The following is a 20,739-nucleotide window of genomic DNA, read 5'->3' on the forward strand; positions in this document are numbered from 1 at the left end:
GACCCCCGGGAAGGTGTGTCATCCCGGTGGGCGCCTGACGACCTTGGGGTCGGGGCGTTCGGTGGAAGCCTTCGGGGGGAGTGCCCCCGTGCGCTTCTTCGCATTAATCCGAATGCCGGGGATACATAAAAGGCCGTCGAACCGATGGCGCTTCGTCATGCGGTTTCATGGCGGGATTATTCATAAAATAATGATAGACTCTCGGAGACACGGATAACTCTCGAGGACGTAGATATCGCGCGACTGGAGGCCGGTCGGTCATCCCCCGCGTCGTACGTTCGGTCTGACCGGGTGTCGGTCGCGCAAGCAGACGCTGGCGGCGCTGTTTGAAAGGCGTATCGACTGCACTACGACTCGGGGTGCTACACGTGCGTGCGCACGATAAGAATGTGAACGTCGGTCGCGCTACTCGTCGAGGTGCTCGATTCCCTTCTTGGAAACGTTTCCTTTGGTAATCTTCCCCTCCATCCAGCCGGGCTTGTCCTCCGGGGCGCTGCTGTTCCACGCCCACGCGTCGAAGATGTGGACCTTGTCAGTCCCCTTCTCCCGGAGTCGAATCTCGACCGCGTCCGACTTCGCGTCGTCTTCGGACCCGGCGGGGTCGAGTCGTCGGGCCGCCTTGAGCGCCGCTTGCCTCGGCATGCTGCCCGAAAACACGCTCGTCTCTGTACCGTCCTCCTCTCGGAGCACGAAGTTCCGCTTACCGTCCTCGCGTACCATGATTTTCCACCTCTATGCCAATGAACCACATGGCACATGATAAATATATCGACGAATTTCGACCGACGACGCCGTGTTACTTATATACTCGACCGGTTCGACGCGCCGACTCACCTCGCCGACGATGCGACGGACTTCGCTGCGAGACGGTCGGGTTCCGGCGAAAATCACCACTCTCCGGGAGGACGGAGACAACACTTATGTATCCCCTGCGGCGAACCAACGGATAGACCCCCAGATGGTCCGGAAAAAGAAGCTCAGTCCGAGTGGCGCCAAAGACGAGAACGGCGAGTACCACAACGTCCATGTCAACCTCCACGAAGACGAACTCGCGGTCGCCGGAATGGAGATCGGCGACGAGGTGTTCGTCCGCGTTCGGGACGGTAAAATCATCATCCAAAAAGCGGACCCAGACCAGGTCGAACACGACTTCTGAGCGCGTGATACGTATCGTCTCGAACCGACCCGTCACCAGCGGAAGGCACGACAGACAGCAATGAACCCCTATCACCTCGCCAAACCACTCCTCTTTTCGTTTCCACCGGAGACCGCCCACCGGACCATCCACGGACTGCTCGCGACCGCTCGCGGCACTCCGGTCGAACCGCTCTTAGAGCGGCGCTACCGAGTCGACGACTCCCGACTCGCGACGAACGCGTTCGGCCTCGACTTCCCGAACCCGGTCGGCGTCGCGGCCGGGTTCGACAAGAACGCCGAGATACCCACCGTTCTTTCGGCGCTCGGCTTCGGCCACGTGGAAGTCGGCGGCGTCACCGCGGAGCCCCAGCCCGGAAACCCGCGCCCCCGGATGTTCCGCCTCCCCGAAGACGAGGCGCTCATCAACCGCATGGGCCTCAACAACGAGGGCGCGGACGCGGTCGGAGAGCGCCTCGCCGCCGGACCCCTCCCGGACATCCCCGTCGGCGTCAACCTCGCGCTCTCGGAGGTAACGCCCACAGAGGAGGCCCCCGACGACTACCGCTACACCTACGAGCGCGTCGCCGACGGCGCGGACTACTTCGTCGTCAACGTCTCGTGTCCCAACAGCGAGGGCTTCCGCGACCTGCAGAACCGCGACTCGCTCGAAGCGATTCTCGGGACGCTCGTCGACGCCGGCGCCGACCCGCTTCTCGTGAAACTCTCGCCCGACCTCCCGGACCCCGCCGTGGAGGACGCGCTCGAAGTCGTCGACGAACTCGGTCTCGACGGCGTCATCGCCAGCAACACGACCACCTCTCGGCCCGACACCCTGCGGAACCCAAACCGGGCAGAACGCGGCGGTCTCTCCGGGAAGCCGATCGAGGCCGAGGCCACGAACATGATTCGCTTCATCGCCGAGCGGACCGACGTGCCCATCGTCGGCGTCGGCGGCGTCTCGGACGCCGAAAGCGCCTACAGAAAGATTCGCGCCGGGGCCGAGATGGTCCAACTCTACACGGGCATGGTCTACGAGGGACCGTCTATCGCCCGCGACATCAACCGCGGCCTCCTCGACCTGCTCGACCGCGACGGCTTCGACGACGTGGCCGACGCCGTCGGGTCGGGACTGTAGCGGCCCGAAATCTCGCCGACCGCGGCCGCAACGACCGAGGACCTGCGCGCTGATAGCGAACCGAAGACTGATTTTCTTCCCATCCGGTTGAAAAGTCGTGCGCCCTCCCTCACCTCGTGACTCCGGCGTGCTGGCGGTCCTCGCCTCGAACGCCGTCGCGCCCGTCGGCGTCCTGTTCCTCGACTGGTCTCCGACCGTGCTCTTCGGCGTGTTCGTCGCCGAAATCGCCGCCGTGCTGTGCTGGACGCTCGTGAAGATACCCTTCGCAGCGAAGCGCCCCAACAACGCCATCGGCGACGGGGACCGACTGTTCGGCCCGTTGCAAGCCAAGCGAGGGGGGGTCTCGCTGCCCCGGTCCCTCCCGCGGATCTACCCGCGGAACGTTCCGACGCTCCTCATCGCGGCGTTCCTGCTCGTCCCGCTCGAACTCGCCGTCGCCTTCGTCGCCTTCGGCCTGACCGACCCGGTCGTCACCGACGTGGTCGCCGGACAAATCCTTCTGGGCGGCGTGAGCGTGTTCGTCGGGCGGGGCGTCGAAACGGTCACCGGCTACTTCGCGGCGGGCGGCTACCGCGACCACTCCGCGCGGTCGGTGTTGCTCCCCCCGTTCAAACTCCTGTTCGCCGTCGGACTGCTGTTGTTCGTCTTCGGACCGTTCGCGATCGAACTCGAAAACGACGTGTTCCTCGTGATCCTCGTCGGCCTGAAGTTCCTCTACGACCTCCGCGCGCTCCAACTCGAACGGAGCGAAACGCGGGGCGTCTTCTACCGACTCTACGGGAGCGAGGAGACCGAAATCGAACCGATCCCGGTGGAGGTGCCTGCAGGAGCGCCGACCTATCGAACCACGCCCGCCCGTTCGGTCGCCCTCACCGACGCGGTCTCCCAAAGCCTCCGGTACACGGTCACCAGCGGCGTGCTGTGGTGCTACGGCGTCGCCGCCGCGCTCGTCTTCTTCGGCGCGTGGACGTTCGCGCTCGCGCCGCTCGCCCTCGCCGCCGCGTTCGGGACTATCCGAGGGACCTCACGCTACCTCGCCTACGGACCCGTCGAGTTCCGGTGCTACGGGGACGTGCTCGTCGCCCACGACGCGCTGTTGGACGAGCCGCAAGCACGCCTCGAACGCGACGCGGTCACCGACGTCAGCGTGTCCACCGACGCCGTCGACCGCCTGTTCGGCACGGAGACGATACGCTTCGAGACGGGTGTGGACACGAGTCCCGACGTGGGACTCACCGTCCCCGACCCCGAGGAGGCTCGCACCGACGACGCGAACGCGAATCATCCGATGACGATTCCCCACGTCGAAGACGCGGCGGCGGTGCTGGACGCCTTCGGCGACGTAGATGAGACTGAGACTGGGCCGGAGACAGAGGTCGAGACGACGGTGCCGAGCGGCGACGACTGACGGGCCGCCCGCTAAGCGACCGAATACCGGGAAAAGAACGCGGACGGAAACGACCGAGTGGCCGTCTCAGTCGGCGTGCTGGACGATGACGATGGCGTCGCCGGCTTCGAGCATGTCGCCTTCGCCGACGTACTCGCGGGACTCCTCGATGGTGAACATCTCGGGGTCGAGTTCGACACCCGCGACGTGCATGACGCCGTCTTCGACCTCGTAGTCGTCGCTTTCGAGGGCGGCCTCGATGTCCGGGACCTGCGCGCCGTACTCGGGGCCGACGAGCGAGTAGTCGAGGTCGACGCCGGTCACGACCGACTCGATTTCGGGCTCCTCGTCGAGCAGTTCGAGCGCCTCGATGTGCATGACGCCGCTCACGTCCTCCTCGAAGCCGTGGATGTCGCCGTACACCTGCACGAGGTCGACGGGGGCGTTCATCGAGAGCTGGTTGTCGCTTTTGTACTTGCGGAGCGCGCCGACGACGGCCATCGCGGTTTCGCCGGCCGCGACGTCGGCGTCGAGTCCGAGCGGTTCGGGCCACGACTGGTCGTGGACGCTCGTTTCGTCGTACATGTCGCGCCAGAGTTCCTCCGTGACGTGTGCGAGGATGGGCGCGAAGCAGGTCAGGAACCGCTTGTGAGCGGTCTGGAGCGTGTACGCCGCCGAGGGGTCGTCGCCCTCGCGGACGCGCTGTTTGGCGATTTCGAGGTAGTCGTCGCAGAACGTGTGCCAGAAGAAACTACGCAGGCGGTCGCGCGCCTTCGAGAACTCGCGGTTCTCCAGTTTCTCCGTGACGAACTCGAGTTCGCGGTCGAGCGAGGCCAGAAGCCAGCGGTCGATGGCCTTCAGGTCGTCGTGGTCGAACTCGGCGGGCGCGTCCTCGGTGAGGCTCTCGACGAGCTTCGAGGCGTTCCAGAGCTTCCGCATGAGTTTCTCGCCCGCGACGAGGCCCTTCTCCTGGTACGGCAGGTCGTCGCCGACGGCGCTCCCGGCGGCCCAGTAGCGGGCGGCGTCGACCGGGAACTTCTCTAAGACCTCGTCGGGCGAGACGACGTTACCGACGGACTTCGACATCTTCTCGCGGTTCTCGTCGAGGACCATCCCGTTTATCATGACGCTGTCGAACGGGACCTCGCCGGTGTGCTCGTAGCACTTGACGACCGTGTGGAACAGCCAAAAGGAGATGATGTCGTGGCCCTGCGGGCGCATGTCGAACGGGTAGAGTTCGGGCCGTTCGAGTTCCATCGCCTCCGTCTCTGGATTCCAGTCCCAGCCGCCGTTGATGAGGGGCGTGAGCGACGAGGTCGCCCACGTGTCGAACACGTCGTCCTCGGCGGCGAACTCGTCGTGGCCGCACTCGGGACAGGCATCGACCGGCGGGTCGTCCGAGAGCGGGTCGACCGGCAGGTCCTCGCGGTCGGCGACGACCACGTGCTCGCAGTCCTCGCAGTACCAGACGGGGAACGGAATCCCCGAGGAGCGCTGCCGCGAGATGGCCCAGTCCCACTGGAGACCCTCAATCCAGTTCTTGTACCGCGTGAACATCTTCTCGGGGTACCAGTCCATCTGCTCGCCGGCTTCGAGGTACTCCTCGCGCTTGTCGAGCAGTTTGATGTACCACTGGTCCTTGACGAGGAACTCGACGCTCGTGCCACACCGCTCGTGGACGTTGACCGTGTGCGTGATGGCGCGCTTGTCGAGGAGCGCCCCGGCGTCGTCGAGGTCGGCGACGATGGCCTCCCGCGCCTCGTCGGCGGAGAGACCGGCGTACTCGTCGGCCTCCTCGGTCATCGTGCCGGACTCGTCGATGGCGACGCGGAGCGGCAGGTCGTGGGCCTGATACCACTCGATGTCGGTCTGGTCGCCGAAGGTACAGCACATGACGAGACCCGTGCCGGTCTCCAGGTCGACGCGCTCGTCTTCGAGGATGGGAACCCGCTGTCCGAACAGCGGAACCTCCGCTTCCTGCCCGACGAGGTGCTCGTTGTCGTCGTCGTCGGGATGGACGAAGACGGCGACGCAGGCGGGGAGCAGTTCGGGTCGCGTCGTGGAGATGACGAACGACTCCTCGGAATCGGCCACGCCGAACTCGATGTCGTGGAAGTGCGAGCCCTGCTCGTCGTCTTCGGTCTCGACCTGCGAGATTGCGGTCTCGCACTCGGGACACCAGATGGCGGGGGCGCGCTGGCGGTACTGCCGACCCTTGTCGTAGAGGTCGACGAAAGAGAGCTGGGAGACGCGCTGGACCTCGGGCGAAATCGTCTGGTACGTCTGGTCCCAGTCGATGGAGATGCCGAGGTTCTGCATCTTCTCCGTGAACTCCCCTTCGTACTCCGCCGTGACCTCGCGGCAGAGCTTCTGGAACTCGCGTCGCTCGTAGTCCTGGTGTTTGATTCCGAGTTCATCCTCGGTCAGGAGCTCCGACGCGATGCCGTTGTCGTCGTAACCGAACGGGAAGTACACCTCGTCGCCACGCATCCGGTTGAACCGGGCGACGAAGTCCTGGAGGGTGAAGCCGTAGACGTGGCCCCAGTGGAGGCTCCCGGACACCGTCGGCGGCGGTGAGTCGATAGAGAAGACGGTGTCGGGGTCTACCGCACGCTCCGGGTACGCGTACAGGTCTTCGTCGACCCACCTCTCTTGCCACTTCGCCTCGACGGTTTCCGGATCGTATTCTCCGCTCGGCATTGCGTTGGCGTACCTACAGCCGGGCGGACTGTTAAACGCCTCGGTTAAGTGCCCGAGGGAACGGAATTCGGGCGCGAGAGCGGTGACTACCTACAGGACCGAAAGCGCCGATTCGAGGTCCGAACGAAGGTCGTCGACGTGCTCGACGCCCACGGACATCCGAAGCAACGAATCGGAGATGCCGAGCGCGTCGCGTTCGGTCTGCGAGAGCGGCGAGTGGGTCATCGTCGCCGGGTGCTCGATGAGACTCTCGACGCCGCCGAGACTCACCGCCAGCGGGAACTCCCGGAGTTCGCCGAGGAATTCGGCGGTCCCGTCGAGGTCGGTGTCGAGTTCGAACGACAGCACCCCGCCGAAGCCCGACTGCTGGCGCGCCGCGAGGTCGTGTTGCGGATGGGACTCCAGCCCCGGGTACAGCACTCGCGTCACGGCCTCGTGGGATTCGAGGAACTCGGCGATTTCCATCGCGTTGGCCTCGTGCTGGCGCATCCGCAGCGGGAGCGTCTTGATTCCCCGGAGCGTCAGGTAGGAGTCGAACGGCGAGAGCATCGACCCCATCCCGACGCGCTGGAGGAAGGTAATCTCCTCCAGTACGTCCTCGCGGTCGGTGACGACCGCGCCGCCGATGGAGTCGGAGTGACCGTTGAGGTACTTCGTGGTGCTGTGGACGACCACGTCGGCCCCGAGCGAAAGCGGATTCTGGAACTGCGGGCTGAGGAAGGTGTTGTCCACCCCGAACACCGCGTCGCCCTCGTCGGCGATGGCCGCGATGGCCTCGATGTCGCAGAGGTGCATGAGCGGGTTCGTCGGCGTCTCCATCCAGACGAGCGCCGTCTCCTCGCGCATCGCGGCCGCGACGTTCTCCGGGTCGGTGGCGTCGACGAACGACACGTCCACGTTCAGCCGGTCGGCGAACAGCCGGTTGAGCATCGTCTTCGTCCCGCCGTAGAGGTCCTCGAACGCGACGATGTGGTCGCCCGGCCGGACCACCGCGGTCATCGTCGCGGCGATGGCCGCCGTGCCGGAGACGAACGCCAGCGCGTGGTCGGCACCTTCGAGCGCCGCGAGCCGGTGTTCCAGCGCGTTCCGCGTCGGGTTCGACAGCCGCGAGTAGAGGTACTCGCCCGCGTCGGGGTCGAGCGTCTCCAGGTCCGCGTCGGGGTCGATGGTCGGCACCGCGTAGGTCGACGAGAGATGGACCGGAACGACGACGTCCTCGACGCCAGGGGCCGGGGTCTGCCCGCGCTCGCCGTGGGTCACCGCCAGCGTCTCGCGGCGTACATCATTATCGTTCATACAGGAAAGGCGACGACTCGCGTCCTAAAGGTTTCTATCGCGTTCTGACCAAATGCACGAAAAGAATTACTGGCGTCGTTAAATTACCTCAAGTTATCCGATTTCGGTTCGTAGACCCTCAAAAATATTCCCGGCCACCTGTACCAACGCCAACAGGTCGAAGCTCCCACCGTTTTCCGCGACTCGCTCCGCTCGTCACGCAAAAATCTGGACCAAAAACGACCGCCGAAACTCCTACGCCAGCGCCGACAGGTCGAACTCGAACGCCGCGACCGGCAGTTCGAGGTCGTGGTCGACGATGACTTTCGGGTGGAGTTCGCCGACGACGCCGACTTCCTCGCCGTCGATGACGACCGCGGCGGTGCGGCCGTCGATGAACGACGGATGCTCGGTCGCGGGCGTCTCCAGTTCCGCGTCGTAATCGCGGCAGAGCGCCGCGAGGCGAGCCTTCGCGTCCTCGTAGGTCGCATCGTGGCGGGCGAGGACGGCCGCGACGTGCCGGGCCTCGGCGACGCGGGTGTTCTCGCCGTCGTCGCGGTGGGCCACGTGGCCGATTTCCGCGAGGTCCTGCGGGTACGCCCGGTGGGTGTTGTTCTCCAGCACCATCGTCAGCGAGGGCAGCACCCACGTCCGGAGCATGGTGTAGTCCTCGCTGTACGGCTCGGTGATGGAGGCCGGTTCGCCGCCGCCGAGATACTCGGAGCCGACCTCGACGTCCATGCGCTCGTAGTTCTCCTCCTCCGAAATCATGTGGAAGTTGAGCAGGTCCTCGAAGCCGAGGCCGACGAGCGAGGTGCGGACGGCGTCTTCGAGTCGGGAGCGCTCGTGGCGCTGGCCGACCGTCCCCACGTCGGGGTAGCGCGGTTCGAGTTCGTTGAAGCCGTAGGCGCGACCCACGTCGTCGACGAGGTCGAGCGGGTGGAGCACGTCCACGCGGTACGGCGGGATAGAGACCTCGTAGACGGTCTCCTCACCTAACTCGGCGTCCGCGTCCAGCCCGGAGCGCTCGAACAGGTCGATGACCTCGTCCATCTCCAACTCGACGCCGAGGACCGTCTCGATGCGGTCGTGGGAGACGTGTTTCGTCTCGACTTCGAAGTCGGGCTTGACGACGGTTCCACCCCCGTACTGGACCTCGACGTCCTCGATGGTCGCCCCGCGGGCGGCCAGCGCGTAGCAGATGATGTTGCACATCCGGTCGATGGTCCACTGGTCGGTGCCGGTGAGTTCGACGAGCAGGTCGCGGGAGTCCGTCGAGACCTCGGTCCGGCGGCCGTTGATGACCGGCGGGAACGAGAACAGACCGATTTCGTCGTAGATGGCCGGATAGCGGTCGTACTCGCTCACGAGGTCGGCGTACTTCCGCCCGGTGTCGTGCTGTTCGAGCACCTCGGCGGGCGTGAGTTCGTCGTTCGAGTCGAGCGCGACGAAGGTGTCGCCGTCGGGTTCGATACCCGTGTACGTGATGGAGTTGCCGGAGGCGTTCTCCGAGAGCACGTCGCCTTTCAGCATCGTCAGGTCGTGGATGCCGATGGCTCCCTTGGCGCGCTTGCGGCCCATCGTCGCGTGGAGTTTCTCCTGCAACTGGATGAGCGAGTCGAGCGCCGCGTCGTCCAGGTCGACCCCGCGGACGACCGCGCCCGTGACGTAGGGTCGCTCCTCGGGGACGTCGTCGTCGACGACGAAGGTCCAGTCGGGGTCGTTCGTGTTCGGCACCGAGACGCCGCGGGCGTCGCCGTACTGGTAGCGAAGCGAGCGGGCGACGCCTTCGACCGACAGGCGGTCGAGGCGGTCGGGACCGAACTCCAGTTGGAACGCCCCGTCGTCGGTGACGCCCTCGAACTCCAGTCCGAGCGCGAACAGGTCGTCTTTGAACTCCTCGTCGGACTTGTCTTCGTGGCCGGTCAGGCGGCGCAGTTCGTCGGGTTGAACGTCGACTACGGGCATTACTTGAGCACCTCCGTCTCGCGGAGCAGGTCGAGGTCGCACAGCGTTCCGTGCACGTCGCGGATGTCGTCGAAGCCGTACATGAGCATCAGGAGACGCTCCAGAGCGAGGCCCCACGCCATCACATCGCACTCGACGCCGAGCGGGCGAAGCACTTCCTCGCGGAACATGCCGGAGTTACCGATTTCGATGAGCTCGCCCGTCTCGGGGTGTCGGCCGAACAGCTCGAACGACGGTTCCGTGTAGGGGTTGTAGTGCGGCTTGAACTGGATGTCCGTGATGCCGAAGTGGGAGTAGAACTCCTCGAAGGTGCCCATCAGGTCGCGCACCGAGAGGTCCTCGGCCATCACCCAGCCCTCTATCTGGTAGAACTCCAGCAGGTGCGTCGGGTCGAGCGTGTCGTTGCGGTACACCTTCTCGACCGAGAAGTACCGCTGCGGCGGCTCTAACTCGCCGACCTCGTGGCCCGAGAGGTAGCGCATCGACAGCGACGTGGTGTGGCCGCGGAGCGCGATGGCCCGCGCGAAGTCCTCGGACCACGGCGAGTGGTAGCCGTCGCCGTCCTCGCCGACGCCGTTGAGGTGGGCGTCGCGGACGCGGTCGATGAGGTCCTCGGGGATGTCCTCCATCGGCGGCACGTCGAGGGCGAAGCGGTCCCAGTGGGTGCGCGCCGGGTGGTCCTGCGGCATGAACAGACAGTCGTTAATCCAGAAGTCCGCGTCGGCGTGCGGGCCTTCCATCTCGGCGAAGCCCATGCCGGTGAGCACGTCCTTCACGCGGTCGGCGGTCTGCCGGAGGATGTGCTTCTTACCGCCGCGGGCCTCGGGCGCGTCGGCCTCGACGTTGTACTCCGTGAACTCCACGTCTTCCCACTCGCCGGAGGTGAGCAGTTCGGGCGTGAGGCGGTCGACCGTCTCCGCGGCCTCGACGCCCTCCATCAGCGCCGTGACGCCCTCGTCTGTGAGGGTGACGGCGCGGATGGTGCGCTCGTGGCGGACCACGAGCTGTCGCGATTCGAGCTGGTCGAGCACGTCGGCGTCGACGGACTCGCCCGCGGCGAGGGCCGCGAGCGCGGCGGCCTCCTCGTCGGCGTCGGGGTCGGCGTCCGCGTCGGGCGCGAGTTCGCCCGAATCGATGGTCCCGTAGCCCTTGCGCGCGAAGTTCGACAGCGCGATGTCGACCTGCGGGCCGCCGAGGGAGGACGCGCCGATGACCTGCCCCATCGGGACCGCGTCGCCGTCGCCCACGTCGAGCGCGGCGCGGTAGAGCCGGACCTCGGGAAGGTCCTCCTCGGCGTACTGGACGCCCTCGTCGGTCAGTTCGACGGACTCCGCCGTGGTCTCGGTGACCGAGACGAGTCCCTCGTCGCGGAGGTCGAAGACCGCGCCCGTCACCGTCTCGGGCTTCTGGTCCGTCGCCTCCGCGAGCTGTGCAATCGTTCGTTCGTCGGTGGCGCTCGCGGCGTTCAACACCGCGACCTGTGATTCCGGAAGTCGCATCTGGTTCGTTGTGGCGTTAGCCGTCTGGTGGTCGGTTAGCAGTTTCGAAGCCTCGCCGCGCTGGCGGGGCTGACCGGCGGGGTCGGTTTCGTCCGGCGGGCGCGATGACGCCCGCACGGAGTCCGCCGACCTCAGGCGGTCAGGAAGAAAAATCCGAACCCGTCGGTGGTCGGTTCGCTCGCTCGCGTCCCGCGTTTGGGTTCGGATACCATATGCGACCGATTGTGAGTGCCGAGTAAAAGCGTTGCGCGTCCGTCCCGAGCCAGTCCGAACGCAGATACGTTCTTGGTACCGGCCGACGGAGAGACGGCGAAGACGAATGCGAGACCTGGACACGACCCTCTCGGCGATTCGCCTCGGCCACGAGGCGTCGCTCATCGTCAAACCCCCGAACCGACCGGACGACAGAGACGACGTCGAGGCCGTCCTCGTCCGGGCCTCGCCGCCCTACGAGTTCGACGACGGCGAACGGACCTACCGCGTCGTCGAAGACGAGGGCGACACCGGCTTTCGCGTCCTCGCGTCGCGCGACGTCGCCGACCCCGTTCGCGTCCTCGGCGAACTCCGCGCCGTCGTCGATATGAGCGCCTGAGCCGAGCGTTCGATTTCTCTCACGCCACGTTCCGCTCGCGGAGCGTCTCGCCCGACTCGAACCGGTCGAGCGACAGCGCCGACACGTCCACCCCGCAGGCGTCCTCGCCGAGACACAGGTCGGCGACGGCCTCGCCCGTGGCGGGCGCGTGCTGGAATCCGTGGCCCGAAAAGCCCGCGGCGACGACGAGACCGGGTTCGACCTCGTCCAGAACCGCGTGGTGGTCCGGCGTCACGGCGTACAGTCCGGCCCAGCCGTTTCGAATCCGCGTCTCCGGACCGAAGTAGGCCGCGGCGTCGTCGGCCCGCTCCGTCGCCTCCACGGCCCACTCGATATCCATCGACTCGTCGAACCGGTCCGGGTCCACGTCGGGGTCCGACGCCGAGAAGTGGCCGCCGACGATGGCGGTCCCCTCCCGCTCCGGCCGGAAGTACGCACCCGTGTCGAGGTCGATGGTGAGCGGGGCGTCCGCCGGAAGGTCGCCCTCGGGCTCCACGACGGCTATCTGTCGGCGGCGCGGTGCGAGTGGGAGGTCGACGCCCGCGAGCGCCGCGACCCGACCGGACCACGCGCCCGCGGCGACGACCACGGCGTCGGCGTCGATGGGTCCGTCCGGCGTCTCGGCCCGCCAGCCGCCGACGCGAGCGAGGTCGGTCACGGGCGTCTTCGTCCGAACGTCGACGCCGGCGGCGCGGACCGCGTCCGAGTAGCCCTGAACCGCGGAGTGCGGGTCGGCGACGCCGTCGGCGGCCGAGAAGGTCGCCGCGACGAACGACTCGGCCCGGAGCTCCGGGAGGTACTCGGCGGCCTCCTCGGGCGAGAGGACGCGACTCGGCGCGCCCGCGTCGGTCTGCATGGCGACGTTCTCCCGGAACGCCGCGGCGGTCTCCTCGGTCCGGGCCAGAAAGAGGTAGCCCGACCGACGGTAGTCGATGTCGACGCCGAAGTCGTCCGCGAAGGACTCCCAGACGGGGACGCTGGCGAGCGAGAGTTCGACGTTCACGCGCGTGGAGAACTGCGTTCGGATGCCGCCCGCCGCGCGACCCGTGCTGCCGCCGCCGAGCGTCCCCGCCTCGCAGACGGTGACCTCGGCTCCGCGGTCGGCCAGCGCGTGGGCGCAGGCGAGTCCGACGACCCCGCCGCCGACGATGAGGACGTGCATGGTCCTGTCTGATTCGCCACCGACATGAGTTTGTCTGTCACACACTAGCGAGGCGCAATGTTTTCACCCGACCGCGACGAGTCGTCCGGGTATGGTCCGTATACTCTCCGCCGACGCCGTCGGCGAGTTACTGTCGCTCGCGGAGCTGTTTCCCGTCGTCGAAGAGGCGTTCGTCAAGCAGGGTCGCGGCGAGGTCGAACGGCCCCCGAGACCGCACTTCCCGGTCGGCATCGACATCGACAGGGTTCGGGACGGGACCGGCGGCGAGGGTGTCGCGGGCGCGGGTGTGGAACCGGCAGGGCGGGACGGCCCGCTCGGCACCGCCCTCACCATGCCGGCGTACATCCACGGCCGCGAGGTGTACGCGACGAAGCTCGCGTCGGTCCATCCCGAGAACGTCTCGCACGGCCTTTCGACGGTGAACGCGCAGGTCGTCCTCACCGACGCGACGACCGGCCTCCCGCTCGCGCTCCTCGATGGGACGACGATTACCAGCGCCCGCACGGGCTGTATCGGCGGGCTCGCCGCGGAGTACCTCGCCTCCGAACCGGTCCGACTCGGCGTCCTCGGCGCGGGCACGCAGGCCCGCTGGCAGAGCCGCGCCGTCGCCGTCGGCTCCGCGGTCGAGTCAGTCCGGGTCTACTCCCCGAGCGACTCCCGCGAGGCGTGCGCCGCCGACCTCCGCGAGGACGGCCTCCCCGCCGAAGCGGTCGACTCCCCCGAGGCGGCCGTCTCCGGGGCGAACGTCGTCGTCACCGCGACGACGAGCGAGACGCCCGTCTTCGACGGCTCGCGGCTCGAACCCGGAAGCCTCGTCGTCGCCGTCGGGGCCTACACGCCCGAGATGCGGGAACTCGACGCCGAGACGTTCGAGCGGGCCGCGCGGGTGTTCGCCGACGTACCCGAGGAAGTCGCCGACATCGGCGACGTGCGCGGGGCCGACATCGACGAGTCCGACCTGATTCCGCTCTCGGCGGTGTTCGAGGGCGACGCCGGTCGCGACGACGACGACGAGATTCTGGTGGTCGAGAGCGTCGGCTCGGCGGTGCTCGACGCCGCGACCGCCGAGTACCTCTACGAGAAGTCGAACGCGCGCGGCGTGGGAGAAGAAGTGGGGTTGTGAGCGGTCGTGTGGGCGATGGGTGGCGTTACCGCCTCACTAGTGCTCCGCGGCAACCCCCCGCCGCTCCGTCTCTAAGTCGATGTCCAGCGAGTCGAGGACCTCCTCGGCCTCCTCGCGCTTTTCGTGGTGGTCTTCGAGGAACTCCCGCATCATCGTCGCCGCCTGCTCCTTGCAGCCGCCGCAGAGGCGCTCGCCGCCGACGCACTCGTCGTAGACCTCCTTGGCGAGGTCGTCGTCGTCGCCCGTCAGCAGGTAGGCGTACAGCTCGTACACCGGACACTTGTCGGCCTCGCCGCCGAGTTCGCGCTGTTCGTCGGCGGTGTCGCGGCCGCCGGTCGTCGCCGACTTCACCTTGTCGTAGCCCTCCTCGGGCGCGTCGAGAAGCGAGATGTGGCTCGCCGGAATCGACGACGACATCTTGCCGCCGGTGAGACCGGTCATGAAACGGTGGTAGATAGAGGACGGCGGGATGAATCCGTAGCCGCCGTGGTGGGCCTCGACCTCGCGGGCGAGGTCTTCGGCCTCGTCGACGCCCATGTCGAACGCGTCGATGTGCTGGTCGTACCGGCGCTTTTCGCCCTCGATATCCTCGATGAGCGCCTCGAACGCCTCGTCGGTCGCCTGTCGGGCGAAGAAGCGAATCCGCGGGCGGAGCGGTTCCATCCCGGCGTTTTCGAGCTTCTCGACCGCCGATTCGCGGACCGACTCGGAAACGAGCACGCCGGCCGCGTCGAGGTCGGCGTCGGCGAGCCACTCGGCCGCCTCGCCGCACCGCGGCATGTCGGCGTCCTCGGCGTACGCCTCGCGGGCGTCGTGGGCGGCCGCGACGAGCGGGCGCTCGGCGTCGTCGAGTTCGAAGCTCGCGAACGCCTCGGTCACCTTGAAGAATCGCATCCGGGTGGCGAGGTCGCGGGCGAAGCGGACGTGGGGGTCCTGGTCGGGGCCGACCGGGATGACCGTCGGCTTGGGGTCGTCCAACTGCGGGTAGAGGATGTCGGCCATCTGCGTGACGACCGACTGCATGTGCGAGACGTTGGTCTCGCCGTCGAAGCCGTAGATGGACTGGAACTCCGAGAAGTTGGCCTTCCCGCCGAGTTCGAACGCGAGCCGCTGGAGCCGGTCGTTGTCGGACTGTCGGTAGAGTTCGCCCGCCTCGGGGTCGAACCCGAGCGCGATGAGCGACAGCAGGTAGTCGCGGCTGTGCTCGTTGATTTCGTCCCACGGGATGCCGCGGGCGGAGTGCGCCTCCATGTCGGCGATGAGGCCGTAGGCGTCGCCGCCCTGCTCTTGATGCCAGATTATCTCGTCGAAGACTAGCTTGTGGCCGATGTGGGGGTCGCCCGTCGGCATGAAGCCCGAGAGGACGGCGAAGTCGTCGCCGTCGCGCATGGCGTCGAGGACCGGTCGGTAGTCGCGGTGGCCGAAGATGACCCCGCGGCGCATCAGGTAGTGCGGGTTCGGAACCTCGTCGAGCACCTCGTCGAACTCCTCGATGCCGAACTCCTCGAACAGCTTCCGGTAGTCGGAGACGGTCGACGAGCCCCACGGGTCGAGGGCGACGTCATCTGCTCCCTCTGCTGTGCCTCCATCGGTGCGGATGCGCTCCGCGGGTTCGTCGTCTGTCATGGCGTGAGCCGACTGACCGAAAGCCAGTCTATCTCTCCGTTGTCGTCGGTCAGCGCAAAAACCATTCGCTTGCGGACACCGCCGGCGAGGCGAACGTCGAGCGAGAGGTCCCGCGGGACGAACGTGTGGTCGGGCGCGACCACGCGCACGAGGAACTCGGAGTGCGAGAGGTCAGACACCGACTCGAACTCCGTGTAGACGCGGAAGTCCGAGCCGAACTTGAAGCCGCTCTTGGGGACCGTCTTGGCCCCCCGGAGCGCGGCGTAGACCGCGAGCCGGCGGTCGAATCGGTCGCCCTCGACGTCGCGGCCGCGGGAGACCACGTCGGCCTCGTCGGTGGCGAGCGCGTCGGCGCGGGCGAGGTAGGCGGCTTCGAGGAGCGACAGTTGGAGCGGGCCGCTGTCGGCGTTTCTCCCGTAGAGTCGCTGACCGAAGAAGCCGCGCTGGTAGAGGCGGTCGACGCCGTCCCAGACGAGCGCGCGGTCCGAGAGGAGCTCCGCGTCGAGGTCGGCCGGGAGGTCCTCCGCGGCCGTGCCCTCGGGGGAGTAGCCCTCGGTGTCGAAGTAGGTCAGGTCGCCGTCCTCGTCGACGATGGCGAGCACCACGTCCCCGAGCGACGAGACGGGGATGCTCTCGCGCTCGCCGACGACGCGGACCCGGTGTTCGACCTCGCCGTCCCACGGGCCCTTCCCGCGGGGGTAGACGAGGAAGTCCGCGCCCGCGGCGTCGCCGACGCCGGGCCAGCCCTCCCGGGCGGGCGAGAGGTAGAACCCGCGGTCGCGGAGGTCCTTGTAGACGACGAAGTCGAGGGTGGTCCCCGTTCGCGCGAGGAGTTCGCGCAGGCCCATCCCGTCCACGCCGTCGATGTCGTCCCGCGAGAGCAGGTGGGCGGCCTCGACGGGCGCGACCTCGAGGTCGTCGCCGCCGGTGGGTCTCCCGTAGCCGCGCGAGTCGTGGAACCGCTGTCGAGCGTCGCCCGGGAGGTGGACGACGCCGTCTTCGAGGCGTCCTTGCATACCCGAATCGGGGCGCGGCGACGACAAAGGGCCTGCGATGCCGGCGGCGCGGCCCGCGGGAGCGTCGGGGTGACCGCCAGCGTCGACTCGTCGCGGCCGCGGTTCCGGACGCGCACCGCTCGGCCGGCCGTGTCGCCAGCGGCGGGGCCACGGTCGTCGCCCCCCGTCTTGCTGCCCTGCGCGTGGGCGTCGGCTCATGCGACCTCGCAGGTGGAGTCGAGACACCGCCGGCCGCGACTCGTCTCGAATATCGGGAGGCCGCACTCGCAGTCGTCGCCGACGACGCCCGCGGGGAGGGAAAACGCCGTTTCGCACTCGGGGTAGGCGTCACAGCCGGCGAGCAGCCGGCCGCCCCGTCGGATGATGCGGAGCGGCGACCCGCAGTCCGGACAGGACCACTCGCCGTCGAAGCGGTCTCTCACATGGTCGTCAAGCGGGTCGCACCGGCGGTCGATACACACCTCGAACGGCGCGCCGCGCTCGACGCGCATCAGCGGCAGGCCGCAGTCGTCACACGTCTCGTCGAGGACGGTCGCGCCCGCCGGCAGGCGATACTCGGTCCCCGAGTCGAGGGCGACGGCGGACCCGTTAGTCCTGACGAGCGGGTCGCCGGTGTCGGGGTGTGAACCGACCGGGACGCCCGCGTCGCTCGCGGGGTACTCGGCGCGGCCGGTCACGTCGTTCGACTCGACCGTGAGGGTCTGGTCGCCGGCGCGGGCCACGAGGCCGAACGACCCCGGCCCCGACTCGACGGTCAGCGAGTCGGCGCGGGTCAGCCACGCGACGGGTTGGTAGCCCCCGGCGTCGTGGACGAGGACGGTGCGGTCGGGTTTGGCCACGACGACGACCCGGCCGCGCTGGGTGCGGTCGCGGGAGCCCTCGAAGCTGACGGTGCAGTCGCCGGCGAAGACGCGTATCGAATCCATGCGGCGGAATGGCCGCCAATTGCGATTTGAACCTTCGTACGGGGGTTCATCAGCCATGCCGCGGCACGAAGCTCTTTGGTCGGTCGCGGCCGAGGGCGAACCATGGACGCGAACGTCGTGCTGTTCGACATGGACGGAGTGTTGGTCGATTCCGAACAGTACTGGCACGCCTTCGAGGACGAGTGGGTGTTCGCCGACGCCATCGAGTCCGGCGACCCCGACCACGAGGAGATAACGGGGATGAACTTCCGCGAGATATACGACTACCTCGACGCGGAGTACGGGACGACCGTCACGAAAGACGAGTTCGTCGCGGCGTACCACGAGAACTCAGAGGGCGTCTACGGCGAGCACGTCGTCCTGATGGACGGCGCGGAGGAACTGTTTTCGGACCTCCGCGCGGCGGGCAAGAAGGTCGCCATCGTCTCGTCGGCCCCGCAGGCCTGGATTTCGACCGTCCGCGAGCGGTTCGACCTCGACCCGCTCGACCTCGTGCTCTCGGCCGACGACATCGACAGACCGGGGAAGCCCGAACCGCACATCTACGAGCACGCCGCCGCCGAGTTCGGCGTCGCCCCCGAGGAGTGCGTCGTCATCGAGGACTCGATAAACGGCATCGAGGCCGCCGTGCGGTCCGGCGCGTACACCATCGCCTACCGCGGCGAACAGAACGCCGACCTCGACCTCTCGCGGGCGGACGAAATCGTGAACGGACCGGCGGAGTTGCGGGCGGCGTTGCTCGGCGAGGAGTAGGCAAAATCGACCAAAACCGACCGAAGGGCGGCTGACCCCGCGTTTTCTTCTATTCGACTCGGACCGTCCGCGACTCCCGAATCGGGAGCAGCGGCAGGTCGGGGAACGTGACCTCCACGACGAACTCCAGTTCGTCGTCCGTCGCGCCGAAGACGCCGACGGGGACCGTCACCTCGTCCGAGAGGTAGCACGTCTTCGCCGACATCTCCACGTCGTTGACGGTGACGCGGATCCCGACCGAGCCGCCGCCGCCGTCGTTCCGCACGCGGATGTCGTGCATGTCGCTCTCGCCGCGAGCGACCGACTCGGGGAAGTCACCCCAGTCGATGTCGGGCGCGGGGAGGTCTCTCGCGCTCTTGATGACGCGCTCGGCGACGCCCTGCGAGAGGCCCGCGCGGGTGAGTTCCTTCACGCCGGCGTCGACCACGTCGGCCGGGGTGGAGAGCCCGCCGGTGGCGAGCTTTCGCGCGCGACCGGGACCGATGCCGTCGACGGCCGTGAGCGCCGCGGCGTCGCTGCTGACGCCGTTGTCGACGCGGGCCTCGACGCGCTTTGCGAGGTTGGCGGCGCGGGCGTCCGCGAAGGTGTCGAGGAACTCGCGGAGCGCGGAGAGGAGTCGGAGCGCGTTCTGCTTGATGACCCACGCGTCGCTCCGGAGCTCGCTCGGCGTCGAGTTCGCCATGCTGGCGTGGAGGATGGCGAGCACCTTCTTCGGGCCGTCTTCGAGCGTGGTCGAGACGCCCGTCAACACCGAGTCGACGGCGTCGACCTCGGACTGACGCGCCGACACCTGCCGGAAGTCGGCCGCGCCCGCGACGGTTTCGAGGATGTCGTCGGCGGTGATGCGGTCGCGCTCGGCGAGGTCGGCGAAACGGGAGGCGGTCCCGAGGCGGAGGTAGTACTTCGAGGTGAGTCGCCCGAGCGGTGTCGCGTCGATAGAGAGGTCGTCGTCCATCTCGACGAAGCCGCGGGAGACGAGGCGGTCGAGCACGTCGCGGACGCGCTCGCGGAGGTCCTCGAAGTCGTAGGCCGCCGGGTTCGACTGCGCCCGGCGGTAGTAGAACGTCGTCTCCAGCCACGACAGCACGTCGTCGAGGTCGCGGATGGTGCCCATGGCGATTTCGGCGTTGAGGTGCGAGTCGAGGTCCTCGGCGAGGCGCGACTCGATTTCCTTGCCCTCGCGGAGCAGGCGGCGGTACTTGTTCTGGTCCGAGCGGTCGCAGACGACCCACCCGTAGCCCACGTCGTCGTAGCCGGGGCGGCCCGCGCGGCCGAGCATCTGGAGGATGTCGAGCGGCGAGATGTCCACCTCGCCTTCGAGTGGGTCGTGGTGTTTCGTGTCGCGGATGACGACGCAGCGGGCGGGGAGGTTCACGCCCCACGCGAGCGTGGAGGTCGAAAACAGGAGCTGAATCTTCCCCTCCTTGAACCATTCTTCGACCGCCTCGCGGTCGTCGCGGGAGAGGCCGGCGTGGTGGAAGCCGACGCCGTCTAAGACGCCCTTGGCGAGCGAGTCGTTGCTCAGTTCCTTCGCCTCGTTGTGGAAGTCGTAGTCGCCGCGCGCGCCGATCGGCACGTCGCGCTTGGCGAGTTCGTCGCGGGCCTTGGCGGCCGCGCGGACGGCGTCCTGCCGCGAGGAGACGAAGACGAGCGACTGGCCGCCGTCGCGGATGTGGGGCTCCGCGAGGTCGAACGCCCGGTACAGGCGGCGGTACTTGTCGGCGAAGGAGTTCTCGCCGTGGGTGTAGGTTTTGACGCCCGCGTGGAGGTCGACGGGGCGGTAGTCGTCGCCGAACTCGAAGGTCGTCTCGTCCGGCGCGTCGAGCCACGCCGCCACGTCGTCGATGTTGGGCATGGTCGCGGACAGCGCGACGATGCGGGGGTCGCAGATGCGTCGCATCCGCGAGACGGTGACTTCGAGGACGCCGCCGCGAGTCTCGGAGTCCAGCAGGTGGACCTCGTCGATGACGACGCAGTCCACGTCCTCGATGAAGGAGTAGCGCGCCGAGTCGTGTTTCCGGGTCGCGGAGTCGGTCTTCTCGGGCGTCATCACGAGGATGTCGGCGCGGGCGGCCCGCCGCGGGTTCAGGTCGCGCTCGCCGGTGACGACGTACACCGAGTAGCCGAGGTCCTCGAAGCGCTCCCACTCGGTCTCCTTCTCGGTGGTGAGCGCGCGGAGCGGCGCGATGAAAAGCGCCGTCCCCTCGTCGCGGAGGGTCCGACAGATGGCGAGTTCGGCGAGCGCCGTCTTCCCGCTGGCGGTGGGCGCGGAGGCGACGACGTTGTGGTCGGTGTCGAGGATGGCGGGCAGCGCCTCGCGCTGCATCCGGTTGAACTCCTCGAACCCGAAGGCGTCTGCGAACTCGGGGACCGCCTCGGCGACTTTCACTGGGCGCACCTCCGGGTGCGCGCTGGCGTCGGGGACGAGACGAAGACGAGC

16 protein-coding genes are annotated in these 20,739 nt (G+C 67.8%); 6 read left to right on the top strand and 10 right to left on the bottom strand.

Annotated features, from left to right (window positions below; genetic code table 11):
- Positions 1-405: 405 nt before the first annotated feature.
- Positions 406-720: a non-histone chromosomal MC1 family protein gene (locus C5C07_RS00005; protein WP_004044781.1), complete on the bottom strand. Its 315-nt coding sequence runs from the start codon at positions 718-720 to the stop codon at positions 406-408.
- 238 nt (positions 721-958) lie between these two features.
- Here C5C07_RS00005 and C5C07_RS00010 point away from each other — a divergent pair, with 238 nt between their 5' ends.
- The 3 genes from C5C07_RS00010 to C5C07_RS00020 all read left to right on the top strand — a co-directional run bounded on the left by C5C07_RS00010 (position 959) and on the right by C5C07_RS00020 (position 3,680).
- The gene (locus C5C07_RS00010) at positions 959-1,156 is read left to right on the top strand and encodes a hypothetical protein (protein WP_004044784.1); all 198 of its coding nucleotides are present in this window, start codon (positions 959-961) and stop codon (positions 1,154-1,156) included.
- Positions 1,157-1,216: 60 nt separating this feature from the next.
- Positions 1,217-2,272, top strand: a complete 1,056-nt coding sequence (locus C5C07_RS00015; protein ID WP_004974225.1) for a quinone-dependent dihydroorotate dehydrogenase — start codon at positions 1,217-1,219, stop codon at positions 2,270-2,272.
- Between the two features lie 97 nt (positions 2,273-2,369).
- A complete protein-coding gene (locus tag C5C07_RS00020) occupies positions 2,370-3,680 on the top strand; it encodes a DUF6498-containing protein (RefSeq protein WP_255564052.1) in 1,311 nt (436 codons plus the stop codon).
- 66 nt (positions 3,681-3,746) lie between these two features.
- On the opposite strand, the gene C5C07_RS00025 is transcribed toward C5C07_RS00020, so the two are convergent.
- The 4 genes from C5C07_RS00025 to C5C07_RS00040 all read right to left on the bottom strand — a co-directional run bounded on the left by C5C07_RS00025 (position 3,747) and on the right by C5C07_RS00040 (position 11,101).
- On the bottom strand, positions 3,747-6,359 hold the full coding sequence (locus tag C5C07_RS00025) for a valine--tRNA ligase (protein ID WP_115804335.1): 2,613 nt from the start codon (positions 6,357-6,359) through the stop codon (positions 3,747-3,749).
- Between the two features lie 90 nt (positions 6,360-6,449).
- The gene (locus C5C07_RS00030; protein WP_049905035.1) at positions 6,450-7,655 is read right to left on the bottom strand and encodes a PLP-dependent aspartate aminotransferase family protein; all 1,206 of its coding nucleotides are present in this window, start codon (positions 7,653-7,655) and stop codon (positions 6,450-6,452) included.
- 234 nt (positions 7,656-7,889) lie between these two features.
- Positions 7,890-9,602, bottom strand: coding sequence for a phenylalanine--tRNA ligase subunit beta (gene pheT, locus C5C07_RS00035; RefSeq protein WP_004974215.1), 1,713 nt, complete (start codon positions 9,600-9,602; stop codon positions 7,890-7,892).
- Positions 9,602-11,101 carry a phenylalanine--tRNA ligase subunit alpha gene (locus tag C5C07_RS00040; RefSeq protein WP_004974214.1) on the bottom strand — a complete coding sequence of 500 codons (1,500 nt, stop codon included), beginning with the start codon at positions 11,099-11,101 and terminating at the stop codon, positions 9,602-9,604. Before C5C07_RS00040 ends, pheT begins: the two co-directional genes overlap by 1 nt.
- Positions 11,102-11,420: 319 nt before the next feature.
- Between C5C07_RS00040 and C5C07_RS00045 the strand changes: the two genes are divergently transcribed.
- Entirely contained in the window at positions 11,421-11,693 is a 273-nt protein-coding gene (locus tag C5C07_RS00045; RefSeq protein WP_004974211.1) for a hypothetical protein, read from the top strand.
- Positions 11,694-11,712: 19 nt separating this feature from the next.
- Here the strand turns inward: C5C07_RS00045 and C5C07_RS00050 are convergent, their stop codons facing one another.
- Complete coding sequence (locus C5C07_RS00050) at positions 11,713-12,855, bottom strand: FAD-binding oxidoreductase (RefSeq protein WP_050459844.1); 1,143 nt, start codon at positions 12,853-12,855, stop codon at positions 11,713-11,715.
- 91 nt (positions 12,856-12,946) lie between these two features.
- Here C5C07_RS00050 and C5C07_RS00055 point away from each other — a divergent pair, with 91 nt between their 5' ends.
- The gene (locus tag C5C07_RS00055) at positions 12,947-13,978 is read left to right on the top strand and encodes an ornithine cyclodeaminase family protein (RefSeq protein WP_115804336.1); all 1,032 of its coding nucleotides are present in this window, start codon (positions 12,947-12,949) and stop codon (positions 13,976-13,978) included.
- 36 nt (positions 13,979-14,014) lie between these two features.
- Here C5C07_RS00055 and C5C07_RS00060 read toward each other — a convergent pair whose 3' ends face one another.
- From C5C07_RS00060 to C5C07_RS00070, 3 genes are all read right to left on the bottom strand, one after another.
- Complete coding sequence (locus C5C07_RS00060) at positions 14,015-15,604, bottom strand: tryptophan--tRNA ligase (protein ID WP_004974203.1); 1,590 nt, start codon at positions 15,602-15,604, stop codon at positions 14,015-14,017.
- Complete coding sequence (gene endA / locus C5C07_RS00065; protein ID WP_004974201.1) at positions 15,601-16,620, bottom strand: tRNA-intron lyase; 1,020 nt, start codon at positions 16,618-16,620, stop codon at positions 15,601-15,603. Before endA ends, C5C07_RS00060 begins: the two co-directional genes overlap by 4 nt.
- A 194-nt stretch (positions 16,621-16,814) precedes the next feature.
- Positions 16,815-17,546, bottom strand: coding sequence for an Sjogren's syndrome/scleroderma autoantigen 1 family protein (locus tag C5C07_RS00070; protein WP_115804337.1), 732 nt, complete (start codon positions 17,544-17,546; stop codon positions 16,815-16,817).
- A gap of 102 nt (positions 17,547-17,648) precedes the next feature.
- Between C5C07_RS00070 and C5C07_RS00075 the strand changes: the two genes are divergently transcribed.
- A complete protein-coding gene (locus C5C07_RS00075) occupies positions 17,649-18,299 on the top strand; it encodes an HAD family phosphatase (RefSeq protein ID WP_004974198.1) in 651 nt (216 codons plus the stop codon).
- Positions 18,300-18,348: 49 nt separating this feature from the next.
- Here C5C07_RS00075 and C5C07_RS00080 read toward each other — a convergent pair whose 3' ends face one another.
- Complete coding sequence (locus C5C07_RS00080) at positions 18,349-20,688, bottom strand: DEAD/DEAH box helicase (RefSeq protein WP_004974197.1); 2,340 nt, start codon at positions 20,686-20,688, stop codon at positions 18,349-18,351.
- Positions 20,689-20,739: the final 51 nt, after the last annotated feature.

The sequence above is a fragment of the Haloferax sp. Atlit-4N genome, from assembly GCF_003383025.1.
Classification (GTDB): domain Archaea; phylum Halobacteriota; class Halobacteria; order Halobacteriales; family Haloferacaceae; genus Haloferax; species Haloferax gibbonsii.